Raw genomic sequence first — 13722 nt, 5'->3', positions numbered from 1 at the left:
GTGACTGGATTCTATATTTTTCCGAGAGGTCAAGCATACGATTACCTTAGGCTGTTTCGGAAAAAGTAAAACATCCCTTTATTTTGGGCGAAGGTATTGTTAAAAAGACATTTTTTCAAACTTTTTTAGATAGATATTTATAAGATAGACGTGAGGTAATTAATTATAGTATTTACGCACTGTACAAATTGATTATTATGTGCGTTTACAAAAATATTTAGTTTCAGACTTTTCTCAATTATCCTTTGATCGGTAACGTGGGTATCGCTGAAAAAACCTCGAAAAATCAAGCTTAAATACCTGAAAACCGTACTACATATTTGGTCTTTTCTGTCAATGTGTAAATCCAATAGTGAAAGTAAAAACCCGCAATATTTATCACTCAATTTGAGTGAATTAACACCATGAAAAACCACATTCAATCTCGGTCTAGCGCTACCACTTTAGAAAAATTTCCAGAGCATAATAGCTATCTTTTGAGCCAGCCTCAAAATCCAGTTTCGATGCTGGTAGTCATAGACCCCAGAGTTGAAGACTATCCGATGCTAGCAGCAGGAGTTCATGAAGGGGCAAATGTTTTAATTCTTGATCTTCATCGCGATGGTGTTGAGCAAATTACAGAGATGCTTGTCGATCATCCTGCTTCAGCGCTGCATATCGTCTGCCACGGTTCACCAGGCTGTTTAGCTCTAGGTAACACTTACCTCAATCTAGAAACCTTAAACTACTATTCAAGGGAACTGCAAGCTTGGTCAGCTTTTCTCGCCTCTGCCCCTGTATTTCTCTACGGTTGTAACGTCGCAGCCGGAGAAGTTGGAGAAGCCTTCTTAGCACGACTTCACCAGCTTACTAGAGCAAACATTGCAGCTTCTGCCAACCCCACTGGCAGTGCTAAAAAGGGAGGAGACTGGGAACTGGAAGTTACCCTTGGCGACATTGAGGGTCCCTTAGCGTTTTCGGAAGCTGTCAGGGAAGCTTACACTTCGGTGTTGATTATCTCAATCAATCGCCTAACAGGTCCACTACCAGGTCCAGGTTTAGCTGTGAGGGAAGGGGATACTACTCCACTGACCTTAGCAGTAGGCATTGACCTGGGTACTGACGGTCTCGGTAACCCCATTGCCACCCTAGCCGATGCAACAATAACTCTCACACCCAATGCTCAACTTGACTTGGGAAATGGGGCAGGCGCTCCCATTAACGTCACTATTGCTGCTGGTAGCACGGTTGGAAACACCAAAAACGTCTCTGTCTTTGCTGTATATGACGGTATCCCTGAGAGCAATCAGACTGGTACAATTAAGGCCACTATTTTAAGCAGTAACTCCATTCTCAATGCACTGCCTCCTGTCAGTGTTACTGCCAATATCAGCGATCCACTATCACTCCCTGTGCTAAGTCTGACTTTACCCAATAAGCCACTAACAGAAGGGGATAATACTCCACAGACATTAGCAGTGGGCATTAATTTAGGTCTTGACAGCTTGGGTGTCCCTATCCGCACCTTAGCTGATGCAACGATTACCCTCGACCCCGACGATCAGCTTGACTTGGGAAATGGGGCAGGCACTCCCGTTAACGTCACTATTGCTGCTGGTAGCGTTGGAAACCCCAAAAACGTCTCTGTCTTTGCGGTATATGACGGTATCCCTGAGGGTAGTCACACTGGTACGATTAAGGCGACGATTTCAAGCACTAACCCCATTCTCAACGCGCTGCCTTCTGCTAGTGTTACTGCCAATATCAACGATCCAGTATCACTCCCCGTCCTAAGTGTGACTTTACCCAATCAGCCACTAACAGAAGGGGATACTACTCCATTGACCTTAGGAGTGGGTATTAACTTAGGTCTTGATAGCTTGGGTGTCCCTATCCGCACCCTAACCGAGGCAACGATTACCCTCGACCCCGACGATCAGCTGGACTTGGGGAATGGGGTAGGTAAGCCCGTTAACGTCACTATTGCTGCTGGTAGCACGGCTGCAAACATTCAAAACGTTGCTGTCCTCGCCGTCAATGATGGTATCGTTGAAGGCAATCATACTGGTACGATTAAGGCGACGATTTCAAGCGCTAACCCCATTCTCAACGCCCTGCCTTCTGTCAGTGTTACTGCTAATATCAACGATCCACTATCGAATGGCACTGGTTCTGGTGGCACTGGTTCTGGTGGCACTGGTTCTGGTGGCACTGGTTCTGGTGGCACTGGTTCTGGTGGCACTGGTCTTGGTGGAACTGGTTCTGGTGGCACTGGTTCTAGTGATTTAGGGTCGTTGAAAGTGATTAACTTAAGTGCCCAAGCCAATCAGCTAGTTAACTTTAACATTGATATTAAGAGCGAAGCTACTTATAACAATAGTTGTGGTCTATATGTCGTTCAAGATTTACAGGGTACTATTATCGATCAATTGACGAACGCCAAACTTACCCCAGGCGACGCCAACTATGCACAAGTCGCAGTTCGGCAAACTATATCTGTCTCCAAATTTGAATTGGGAAACAATCGAAGCGCGTCGGGATCAGAGGAGTTGAACGGTGGGGCTATCTATGCACCTTATTTAATTGCCAACGGGACTCGTGATGGATTTCTATCGTCAAATCCCTCAGACCATACAGACCAAGGAACCAAAGGACAAGTCCCGCTCGCTTACTTTGCGTTTTTAGGGGCTAATCCTGATAAGTTTGAGCATTTGAAATCACTTGGTAACAATACCTTTGGCTTTGAAGATTTGTTTGGTGGCGGCGATAAAGACTACAACGACTTGGTCTTGAAAATGACTCCGACTGTAGCTGCTTAACCTCACACGAAAGTGCCCATTCACCCCAACTCTATCCTTACGCCACTTTGCTCAACAGGGGAACTTCGCCCACGCAAGTGACTCCCTTTATCAAGGGGAAGGTTGGGGCGGGTTACTTTTTTCTCCAGTATCTAATGACATCAAGTCCGATTAATTCCTTATGATATATCGTTGCGTTGGCGTAAGCCTTCCCGTGGGGTACGCAACGGAGTAGAGTGAAGGTGAATTGAGAGTACCACGCTACACTGTGCCTTCCCTCACAATTTTGACTTATATTTAAGCGGACATGATATGAATAGTAGTTTCGACTGACGGTTCCAAATCAGTTAGCGATCGCTCCACGTTCCCATATAAATGTTCTAACTAATTTAATGGGCTGGTTTACAGTATTTTTAAAGGCACTTCAGCATTTAATAAATCCAGAAATCCCGGATTGATAGCTGTGGGGTGGGCAAAGCTTTGCCCACCTCACAACTAATTTACACCCCGTAGCTTGCGAGTATTATCAACTAAACTCTGAGCAAATTGATCAAATCTTTGAGAGAGTTTCTCATCTACTAGCTTGCCTTCAGGGCTGAATGCACCCCAAGCTTGTCCAATCGCAATTTGTTCGGGAATCACCCAACCATGTACCCAACGAATAATTAGCCGTAGCTCATTTAAAGCATTACTATTAGACTGACCACCCAAAACACTGATTAGTCCTGTCACTTTATCCGATAGTTGGTCAAAACTCATCAAATCCAGGGCATTTTTTAGGACACCACTAACCCCACCATGATACTCAGGTGTGGCCAAAATTAACCCATCGGCACGACTAACTGTGTCTTGCAAGCGCTGAACATCTGGATACTCTGGATACTCCTTTGCGCCAGTACAAAACGGTAGCTGCAACTGCCGTAAATCAAGAATTTCTACCTCTGCACCCACAGCTTCAACCCTTTGCACTGCTACTTCTAAAGCAAGCTGGGTATAGGAGTTGGGTCTTAAACTACCACCAATGCCAACAATTCTAACCATAATTAACCCACAAACTATTAACTAGCTACTATCATCAGATTTTTTCTAAAGCGAAATCGTTATGACTATGCTTATTGTAGCGATTTGTGTCGGAATGTGTCAAATTAAAATCTCCAGGAAAATTTTATAACAAAGGAGTTAAGCTGTTGTGCATTTAATTTACACAACAAGGGCGCTCATGTTGCCCACCCCACAAGAGATTTATTTTTTGGAGGATGCAAATTAAAAGATTTTTAACTTAACCGCTAGGAGTCAGGAGTAGCCAGCATCTTGGTGGTTGCAAGTATGCTGAAACCTTTGTTATAAAGTTAAATTTAGTTTTGTAAGTCCCATATGTATTCTTTTTTACCGCCCAAAAACTATCAACCTCTCGTTTCTATTGCTCTGCATAGGAATGAATTTGGGTGGGCTGCTGCTGAGGACTATAGGCAGAGCCTCGCTTATAAGCATTCTTATGCTCTGCATGGGAACGAGAGCATGTCACCAAAACGCGGGCTAAAGTTAGGAGTCAGGAGCCAGAATAATTATCTAGGTTGCTCAACTTCATGTAATAACCGGAAGAAACTTGGGAATGGTTTTGTGTGGAAGTTAGACTAGATAAGAAAAGTGTAATTTCCAGTTATTACAATTTTTGCTAGAAGAATAGGCATAAAACCAGCGCTCAACTTGTGGCAGCAGACAAAGGGTAATTATTATGACAAATTTGGGAAAAAAAGCATTGATAAAAAGGCAGTCCTCAAAGCGCGTTGCTTGGGTTGGTGCGCTAGCAGCTAGTTTGATTATGTTGCCAGGAATTTTTGAGAGTACTCCCGTCTTAGCCCAAAAAGCAGAGAGCACCTCTTTAAATTATGGCGACTTGCTCAAGAAAGCGAACGCGGGAGAAATCCAAAAAGTAGATATTGACGAAACCGAACAGATAGCAAGGGTTTATCTCAAGGGGCAAAAAGATAATACACCACCCCAACAGGTAAGACTTATGACACAAAACACAGAGTTGATTAACATACTCAAAGAGAAAAATGTTGATTTTAGCGAAGTTTCCTCTGCTAACAGTCGAGCTGCTGTTGGGCTGTTGATCAATCTCATGTGGATTTTGCCGCTGGTGGCTTTAATGCTATTGTTCCTCCGTCGCTCTACTAATGCTTCTAGCCAAGCGATGAATTTTGGCAAATCCAGAGCTCGCTTCCAAATGGAGGCAAAAACTGGAGTGAAATTTGAAGATGTAGCCGGGGTTGAAGAAGCTAAAGAAGAACTTGAAGAAGTTGTTACTTTTCTCAAACAGCCAGAAAGATTTACTGCTGTAGGCGCACGTATTCCCAAAGGAGTGCTGTTAATTGGCCCCCCTGGTACAGGTAAAACTCTACTAGCAAAAGCGATCGCAGGTGAAGCAGGTGTACCATTCTTCAGTATTTCCGGTTCAGAATTCGTGGAAATGTTCGTCGGTGTGGGTGCATCTCGCGTGCGCGACCTCTTCAAAAAAGCCAAAGATAATGCCCCATGTCTAATATTTATCGATGAAATAGATGCAGTAGGTAGACAACGGGGCGCTGGTATCGGTGGCGGTAACGACGAGCGCGAACAAACCCTCAATCAACTCCTCACCGAAATGGATGGTTTTGAAGGTAACACAGGCATTATTATCATTGCTGCTACTAACCGCCCAGATGTTTTAGATGCAGCCCTGCTCAGACCAGGACGCTTTGACAGACAAGTGATGGTGGATGCACCGGATCTCAAAGGGCGACTGGATATTTTGAAAGTCCACGCGCGGAATAAAAAAATTGATCCTAGCGTATCATTAGAAGCGATCGCTCGCCGCACTCCTGGTTTTACTGGCGCAGACTTAGCCAACTTACTCAACGAAGCTGCCATTCTCACTGCTAGGAGGCGCAAAGAAGCTGTCACCCTTTTAGAAATTGATGCTGCTGTAGATCGAGTCGTTGCAGGTATGGAAGGTACCGCCTTGGTAGACAGCAAGAGCAAGCGCTTAATTGCCTATCATGAAGTTGGACATGCTTTAGTAGGCACATTGCTTAAAGACCATGACCCTGTACAGAAAGTTACACTCATTCCCCGGGGACAAGCGCTAGGATTAACTTGGTTTACTCCCAACGAAGAACAAGGGTTAATTTCGCGTTCCCAACTCAAAGCCCGAATTACTGCTACTTTGGGTGGTCGCGCCGCCGAAGAAATTGTTTTTGGTAAGCCAGAAGTGACCACAGGTGCAGGAAATGATCTGCAACAGGTGACAGGAATGGCACGGCAAATGGTGACACGGTTCGGCATGTCAGAATTAGGCCCATTGTCCTTAGAAAATCAGAGTGCAGAGGTATTTTTGGGACGTGACTGGATGAATAAATCAGACTATTCTGAGAAAATTGCCGCCAAAATTGACGCACAAGTACGCGAAATTGTCAATAGTTCTTATATCAAGTCAAAAGAACTGTTGCAAGAAAACCGCATAGTTTTGGAGCGTTTAGTAGATTTGCTAATAGAACAGGAGACTATTGAAGGTGATTTATTCCGCAAAATTGTTGCTGATAATAGCCAGGTAGCCGATGCAAAATTGGCTGTACCTCATTAGAGAATAGGCAAAAGTCAATAGTCTATCAACTTTAGACTAGTACAGTGTGGCGTCAGTTTGCCTACCTTTAACGAAGAGGCAGGGGGCAGGGGGAAATGAAAAGAGACTCCTGCCTGGTTTGCGGAGTGGAACATGGGTCTGAGTCCCCCACTTCTATGCTTGTGGTTCTTGTTCAGGTGGGGTCGAATCCCCATTCTTTTTTATCCCCCTTGCTCCCTGCTCCCTGCCCCCTGCTCCCTTGCCTCTTTTTTAACAAGGGATTTTGCCCGATTGCAATTTGTTCGGGAATCACCCAACCATGTACCTAAGGAATAATTGCCCCTTGTTAGCTAGCTGGATTTACGCCGTGGTGTACTAGTGAAAATCCAAAAGCTCAGATTCCTGACTTATTTAAAAAGTCGGGAGTCTTTTTGAGCCTTTCCACGGCTTAAACCCTTTGTTAGTTGATAAATACGCTTGACTAGCTACTTCGTTGTTTGAGATTTAAAAAGTCGGGAGTCTTTTTGAGCCTTTCCACGGCTTAAACCCTTTGTTAGTTGATAAATACGCTTGACTAGCTACTTCGTTGTTTGAGACAGACGCTTTACTGATGACTTTTGACTTCCCCGTTCGCGTAGCGTCTCCTTGGCGCAGCCTCTCGTAGAGAAGAGTTGGGGCTGACCTCTGTTCAGATAAGACTGCGACCAATACTTGCTCCACCGTCTACAAATAAGGTTTGTCCTGTGATGAACGCTGCTTCCCCAGAGCAGAAGAAGGCGATCGCGGCAGCAATCTCTTTGATCTGACCGAACCTACCCATTGGAATCATGCTTGAATATAGCTGTTCTTCCTTACTGCCGGGAGAAACTTTTTCATGAAACATTTCAGTTTCAATCATCCCAGGTGCGATCGCATTCACGGTAATTCCAGTTTTTGCCAGTTCTAACGCCCAAGTGCGGGTCAAGCTGATTAATCCTGCTTTAGCCGCCCCATAACTGGTGCGATTAGCCAAACCCAAAGCCGCTAGGCTGGAAATGTTAACAATGCGTCCCCATCCTGATTGTTTCATCGTGGGCAGCAGCGCTTGTGCGATCTGCACTGCCGGACGTAAATTAAGATCCAAGACAGTGCTTAAATCAGGCAAATTAATTCTTTCTACTCTCCTTAATCTCCGTAGACTGACAGGATGAATATTGCAAAGTACACAACTGTTATGTATGCAACGCCCTTTTTTCCAGTGGGCTGCGGACGGTTGCTTTGAGATAGATGCTTCTTAAGGGCAGCATACATACTACATACTCAGCAATCAATCAGTTTGCAATACTTAATATTCGAGAAACTAATAATTAGTATTTCATGATATTGTGATCTCCAGTACATATTTTTTTGTATCCATCGTGTAAACTTTATCTGCGAAGTAAGATTGCTAGATAAATTTATGATAATTCGAGCGCCAAGCAGCAGCATTCCTAATTCTGCTGTGGTATTAACCTGACTTAAAATTCTGTTATTTCATTCCTTATAGAGGAACTAGTAGGCAACTAAAGCGTAAGTTTAGTTGCTGCCAAAGCATTCCATTATTAGATTCAGTGTCTAGCAAGAGGTGAATACCTGAGAGCCAGACACGAGTACTTCAAAGCTTTATAGGGAAAGTATTTTATCGATCTGCCATCCTTTATATTTTTTGGGCGGATGTCAGCGGTTGAAAGTAAACATGCTGTTGTCTACTCATCAGATATTTGCCGCCATGAAGGTTTGACCAAGATGTGTCAGGCATTTGAGCAGTTAGGAATTAACCAAGCGATCGCAGCAGTAGTGAAAGTAATAGCTGACGTTACATAAAAAGCCATTAATTATACGCAAATCAGCAATCATACTATAAAAAAGAAAAAAGCATATGAGCACAACACGCAAGTTTCGTTTAGGTGCATTTATTCAAGCCACTGGTCATCACGTATCTGCTTGGCGTCATCCCAATTCACAAGCAGATGCTGGATTTAATTTCGAGCATTACAAGGAAATTACCCAGACTGCCCAACGCGGCTTGTTCGATGCAGTTTTCCTTGCTGATAGCCCAGGAGTCTGGGGCGACGCTCCAGAAACTCAGCATCGCAACGGTAAAATCGTCCATTTCGAGCCGGTCACCCTCTTCTCAGCCTTGTCCTCCGTGACCCAAAACATCGGCTTCATTTCCACCGCCTCGACTACCTATGAAGAACCCTACACCCTAGCGCGGAAGTTTGCTTCCCTGGACTACTTGAGTAATGGCCGGGCGGGGTGGAATGTAGTCACCACAGGAAATGAGAATGTCGCTCTTAATTTCGGACTTGAGCATCACCCAGAACATAGCCAGCGTTATGAACGCGCCGAAGAGTTTGTGGAAGTTGTGAAAGGATTGTGGGATAGCTGGGAAGATGATGCTTTCATCCGTGACAAAGAATCTGGGATCTATTTCGACCCAGATAAATTACATACACTCAACCACAAGGGCAAATATTTTTCCGTAAAAGGCCCTTTAAATGTCGGTCGTCCGCCTCAAGGCTACCCAGTGATTGTTCAGGCTGGAGCCTCCGAATCAGGACGGGACTTGGCTGCACGCACTGCCGAGGTAATTTTCACTGCCAATCAAACCCTAGCCGATGCCCAGGAATTTTATGCTGACCTCAAAGGTAGGCTGGGGAAATATGGGCGCTTCCCAGACGATTTAAAAATTATGCCTGGTGCTTTCCCAATCATTGGCCGTACCGAAGAAGAAGCTCAAGAGAAATACGAATTCCTGCAATCATTGATTCATCCCGATGTGGCCTGGGGGATTTTAAAGAACTATTACAAGGGTGTGGATCTGGCGAAATATTCCCTAGATGATGTGGCTCCGGAACTACCCAGCGACACCAACACCAACAAAAGTCGTCTCAAACTAGTCAGAGATTTGGCTACTCGTGGAACTCTCACACTGCGCCAATTGTATCTCTCTCTTGCCACCGCCCGAGGACATCGCACCATACTTGGGACTCCCGAAACCATTGCTGACCAGTTAGAAGAATGGTTCAACAACGGTGCGGCAGATGGCTTTAATATCATGCCACCAATTCTCCCCACAGGATTAGATGATTTCATTAACTTAGTCGTTCCCGTTCTCCAGAAACGCGGACTGTTCCGTACTGAATACGAAGGCAGTAGCTTGCGAGAAAACCTGGGATTGCGTCGTCCGGGCAATCGTTTTGCCGCCAAACAAGTAGATGAAAAATTGGTATTGGCATAAATGACTTTTAATATCTGCACTGTGCTTAAGCAGCCCATCTTCTGTAGATCGCCGCCCTATAGAATCGGAAGATTGTAGCCAAAAACTTGACACAAAATATGCTTACTCCCTTGCCTTTTCCTTTGCAACGGGGAGGCAGTTTATTGTGCGGCTTTGCAGACATGGACTAATACAAATTAACCAGCATCCAATGCTGCGAGAAAAACCCTGTAATTTTTTTGAAGGAAAAAAACATGAGTGAATATAGCCGATTGAAGACTTCGCCCTCTGCGGCAATCAAAGCAACCCTCGATTATCCAGTAATCGACACTGACGTTCACACCAATGATTTCACCCCGGCATTTGAGGATTACATCGCCAATTACGGCGGCGTGAAACTGGTAGATGAATTACGCAAGACCGAAGCTTCGCGTCTCAACTCCAAGAGTGGGGGTAAAGACTGGTATCAACAAACCCCTGAAGAACGTCACTACAACCGCACAATCCGATCGCCTTGGTGGGCTAGAGTCACCAAGAACACACTGGATCTCGCTACTTACACCCTCCCTGGACTGCTCTATGAGCGTCAGGCAGAGCAGGGATCAGACTATTCGGTGTTGTTTCCAAACAATGTCCTGGCACCGGCTGGAGCCAATCCAGAGAACCGTCAGGCACTGCAACGTGCGGTCAATCACTATCATGCTGATATCTACCGGAAATATAGCGATCGCCTGACACCGGTAGCTGGCATCCCATTAACTACTCCCCAAGAAGGCATTGAGGAGCTAGAGTTTGCTGTGAAAACACTGAGATTAAAGGTAATTAATATAACTGGTGGTGTAAAACGGCCAATTAAAGCGATCGCTGATAAGTATCCAGCTGATAAATTCCCGGAAATCGCCAAGTATGCGTCTTATATCGACTTTTACGGACTGGATAGTGAATACGACTATGATCCCTTCTGGGCCAAAGTAGTTGAACTAGGCGTACCCGTCACCACCCATTACGGCAGTCAGGGTTGGACTGGACGCTCCTCCACTAGTAATTACATGAATAACCATATTGGCCACTTCGCCGATGGTTCGGAAGCCTTTGCTAAGGCGCTATTCTTTGGCGGTGTTACCAAGCGTTTTCCGCAGCTGCGAGTGGCTATGCTGGAAGGTGGCGCAGCTTGGGGTGCCAATGTCTACATACATCTGGTGGATCGCTTCTCCAAGCGCAATCTGAAGGCGCTGCAAAACTACAATCCAGCGCTGACAAATGCCGATGAGCTGTTTGAGATATTTGAGCGCTACGGTGCGGAAATTACTCAAGGGCATTCCCTCGACAAGGAGGAATTGACCAAGAGTGTCTTGGGATCTTCATTCAGCCGTTTTAGTCGGGCGCCAATTGGTAGCGAATTGGAAGATTTTGCAGCAGCAGGCATTGAAACAACCGAGGACATCCGCGATCGCTGGGTGAACAGTTTCTTCTTTGGTTCCGAGTCCGACGATCGCACGATCGCTGCGGCATTCAATGACAAAGCTAATCCCTTGGGAGTCAAAATTAACGCGATCTATTCCTCCGATGTTGGTCACTGGGATGTACCAGACCTCACCGCCCCCTTAGCTGAAAGCTGGGATTTGGTGCAAGAAGGCGTTATTTCTGAAGCCGACTTCAAGTCTTATGTATTCGCTAATCCCTACAAGTTTTACACCCAAGCCAACCCCGAATTCTTCAAGGGTACGGCGATCGAATCCAAGGTAGGTAACACCGAATTTAAACAAGTGGACAAGAGCCTGGTAGTGGTCTAAAAGGCAAAATGAGGGAGAAACATGAAGAATATTCTCCCTCATCACCTTCTTCGATAACAAAGAATATACGCTTTCAGCCTGGGAGATCGACATGACGATAACGACTGACCCTGATGTTGGGGCCCGCGAGGCACTACGCCTAATCGGCCCTGATCCCGATAACTGGATACCCGACCGCCCAGGCATCGATCACAACGTCACGGTGGTGGGTGGCAGCGGTAGCGGTAGCACCTTTGCATTTGCGCTGCGGCGTGCCGGCATCGGCCGCGTGACAGTGATCGACGCGGCTGATAATGAGGCTCATGCTGGCGTGTGGCTCAACCGAGCGCGGATGAATAAACTACGCACGCCGAAGAACCTGCCTGGCCACGAACTTGGGATTCCAGCGCTGTCGTTCCAAGCTTGGTACGAGGTGCGGCACGGTACTGAGGCATACGCAGCGATCGACCGCATCCCCCGCTTGCTATGGGCTGAGTACCTCAGTTGGTATCGGCAGTTTTTGGGCATTTCGGTTCGGTACCGGACACGGCTGGTGCGGATCGAGCCAGCAGAAGGTTTCTTTCGCCTGCACCTTGAGGTGAATGGTGTCGCGCAGGTGGAAACCACGCGCAAGATCATCTTTGCCAACGGTGTGGCTGGCACTGGTGGCCCCTACGTGCCATCGGTGCTAGCTGGCTTACCACGCACGCTGTATGCACACACCGCCGATGCCATCGACTTTACGGCGCTACGCGGCAAGACCGTGGCAGTGCTGGGCGCTGCGGCCTCGGCCTTCGACGCCGCAGGGGTAGCGCTCGAATCGGGAGCAAAGGTGGTGCATCTGTTCGCGCGGCGGGCAGCGATCGCATCACTGCCTATAATTCGCGTGCGCGGGTATCCTGGCGCTTACTACAACTATCCAGAACTGCCTGATGCAGCTCGCTGGTTCCAGGCTTGGCGCTTTCGCCAAGTTGGTTCTACGCCCCCACCCGACGCGATTGAACGGGCGATCACCTTCCCGAACTTCCACCTACACCTGTCGGCAACATGGAGATCAGCGCACGAGCAGGGCAACCGCATCGTCGCGCAGGTGAACGACGATGTTTTTGAGTTCGATTTCGCGATCGCTGGTACTGGTTACTTCGTTGACCCGACGAAGCGGCCTGAACTAGCCGACTTTGCACAGCACATCGCCCTCTGGCGCGATCGCTACGAACCACCGGCTGACCAACGCAACGACGATCTGGGCATGCACCCCTACCTCGGCAGTGCCCACGAATACCAGGAGAAGGTATCTGGTAGCGCACCTTACCTGAAGGATATCCACGTCTTCAACCCAGCCGGCTTTGTGAGCTTCGGTCTGCCCATCGGCGACGTGCCCAGCATCCGACGCGACGTGCCGGCGGTGGTGGCACGCATCAGCCACGACTTGTTCTTCGCCGACTGGGCGCTACACGAGGCACGGATCACAGGCGACAACATCGCGCCAGACTTTGATGCCTCGCTGTACGCAGCCGCACTGTGGAAACAGCCAGCCAAGGCGGCAGTTAGCTAGGAATTTTAGATTTTGGATTTTGGATTTTGGATTGAATTCCAATCCAAAATTGCAAATCTAAAATCCAAAATTGAATTGCCCAAATCAAATTAGGAGTCACAACTATGCCCCTCGAACAACGTTCTCACGACACCAGCAATGGTTCCTTGCCTTATCTTTTCTCGCCTGTTTCTGACAATGCCAACAAGCCTGCAACCCTCGTGCTATTTTTGCACGGAGCACGCGATCGCGGGACGGATCTGAATGTGCTACTGAAATGGGGTCTACCTCGTTTCGTGGATTTATCCGACTCCTTATCTTATGTCTTCGCTGCACCCCAGATTCCAGCCGAACAGACTTGGGTAGATCGAGCAGATGATGTGCTTGCTTTGCTCGATGAACTGATCGCCTCCCAGCCCGTCGATCCAGCGCGGGTGATATTAGCCGGGTTCAGCTTAGGCTCGGCGGGTATCTGGCATATCGCTGCTTTGCATCCCGATCGCTTCGCAGGTCTGGTACCTGTGTCTGGACGTGTACCCAAAACATTAGGAGAAACCGAACTAGCTGCACTCAAAAACATTCCCATTCAGATATTCCAAGGTGGACAGGACAAAAACCTGCCGATTGAGGATACAAAGAATTTTGTTGAGCGCTTACGCAAAGTAGGAGGGAAAGTCGATTTGACAGTCCTACCGGAAGGCGATCATTTTATTGCAGATGAGGTATACGGCGACTCGAAGTTGCAACAGTGGCTAATTTCACAGAGACGTCGTGAAATTTCTGTAATTGTTTAA

At 47.0% G+C, this 13722-nt stretch carries 9 protein-coding genes; 7 read left to right on the top strand and 2 right to left on the bottom strand.

Annotated features, from left to right (window positions below; genetic code table 11):
- Window positions 1-404: 404 nt before the first annotated feature.
- Complete coding sequence (locus V7K48_RS29305) at window positions 405-2798, top strand: DUF4347 domain-containing protein (RefSeq protein WP_335077928.1); 2394 nt, start codon at window positions 405-407, stop codon at window positions 2796-2798.
- A 474-nt stretch (window positions 2799-3272) separates the two neighbouring features.
- Here the strand turns inward: V7K48_RS29305 and V7K48_RS29300 are convergent, their stop codons facing one another.
- Window positions 3273-3818: an NADPH-dependent FMN reductase gene (locus V7K48_RS29300; protein WP_335077926.1), complete on the bottom strand. Its 546-nt coding sequence runs from the start codon at window positions 3816-3818 to the stop codon at window positions 3273-3275.
- A gap of 694 nt (window positions 3819-4512) precedes the next feature.
- On the opposite strand from V7K48_RS29300, the gene ftsH reads away from it, so the two are divergent.
- On the top strand, window positions 4513-6402 hold the full coding sequence (gene ftsH / locus V7K48_RS29295; protein ID WP_335077924.1) for an ATP-dependent zinc metalloprotease FtsH: 1890 nt from the start codon (window positions 4513-4515) through the stop codon (window positions 6400-6402).
- Between the two features lie 667 nt (window positions 6403-7069).
- Here the strand turns inward: ftsH and V7K48_RS29290 are convergent.
- Window positions 7070-7573, bottom strand: coding sequence for an SDR family oxidoreductase (locus V7K48_RS29290; protein WP_335078072.1), 504 nt, complete (start codon window positions 7571-7573; stop codon window positions 7070-7072).
- 500 nt (window positions 7574-8073) lie between these two features.
- Here V7K48_RS29290 and V7K48_RS29285 point away from each other — a divergent pair, with 500 nt between their 5' ends.
- From V7K48_RS29285 to V7K48_RS29265, 5 genes are all read left to right on the top strand, one after another.
- Entirely contained in the window at window positions 8074-8223 is a 150-nt protein-coding gene (locus V7K48_RS29285; protein ID WP_335077922.1) for a hypothetical protein, read from the top strand.
- Window positions 8224-8278: 55 nt separating this feature from the next.
- The gene (locus V7K48_RS29280; RefSeq protein WP_335077920.1) at window positions 8279-9643 is read left to right on the top strand and encodes an LLM class flavin-dependent oxidoreductase; all 1365 of its coding nucleotides are present in this window, start codon (window positions 8279-8281) and stop codon (window positions 9641-9643) included.
- 233 nt (window positions 9644-9876) lie between these two features.
- Window positions 9877-11415 carry an amidohydrolase family protein gene (locus V7K48_RS29275; RefSeq protein ID WP_335077918.1) on the top strand — a complete coding sequence of 513 codons (1539 nt, stop codon included), beginning with the start codon at window positions 9877-9879 and terminating at the stop codon, window positions 11413-11415.
- A 91-nt stretch (window positions 11416-11506) separates the two neighbouring features.
- On the top strand, window positions 11507-12949 hold the full coding sequence (locus V7K48_RS29270; RefSeq protein ID WP_335077916.1) for an FAD-dependent oxidoreductase: 1443 nt from the start codon (window positions 11507-11509) through the stop codon (window positions 12947-12949).
- A 104-nt stretch (window positions 12950-13053) separates the two neighbouring features.
- Entirely contained in the window at window positions 13054-13722 is a 669-nt protein-coding gene (locus V7K48_RS29265) for a dienelactone hydrolase family protein (protein WP_335077914.1), read from the top strand.

Source organism: Nostoc sp., assembly GCF_036919615.1.
Taxonomy (GTDB): Bacteria; Cyanobacteriota; Cyanobacteriia; order Cyanobacteriales; family Nostocaceae; genus Nostoc.
The sequence above is the reverse complement of the archived record's forward strand: the minus strand, read 5'-3'. Positions and strand labels throughout refer to the sequence as shown.

What these genes read in the sequence shown, in the direction of transcription:
- ftsH (WP_335077924.1), top strand. Translation starts at nt 4,513, where the DNA reads ATGACAAATTTGGGAAAAAAAGCATTGATAAAAAGGCAGTCCTCAAAG.
- V7K48_RS29280 (WP_335077920.1), top strand. Translation starts at nt 8,279, where the DNA reads ATGAGCACAACACGCAAGTTTCGTTTAGGTGCATTTATTCAAGCCACT.
- V7K48_RS29285 (WP_335077922.1), top strand. Translation starts at nt 8,074, where the DNA reads ATGTCAGCGGTTGAAAGTAAACATGCTGTTGTCTACTCATCAGATATT.
- V7K48_RS29265 (WP_335077914.1), top strand. Translation starts at nt 13,054, where the DNA reads ATGCCCCTCGAACAACGTTCTCACGACACCAGCAATGGTTCCTTGCCT.
- V7K48_RS29275 (WP_335077918.1), top strand. Translation starts at nt 9,877, where the DNA reads ATGAGTGAATATAGCCGATTGAAGACTTCGCCCTCTGCGGCAATCAAA.
- V7K48_RS29270 (WP_335077916.1), top strand. Translation starts at nt 11,507, where the DNA reads ATGACGATAACGACTGACCCTGATGTTGGGGCCCGCGAGGCACTACGC.
- V7K48_RS29305 (WP_335077928.1), top strand. Translation starts at nt 405, where the DNA reads ATGAAAAACCACATTCAATCTCGGTCTAGCGCTACCACTTTAGAAAAA.
- V7K48_RS29300 (WP_335077926.1), bottom strand. Translation starts at nt 3,818, where the DNA reads ATGGTTAGAATTGTTGGCATTGGTGGTAGTTTAAGACCCAACTCCTAT.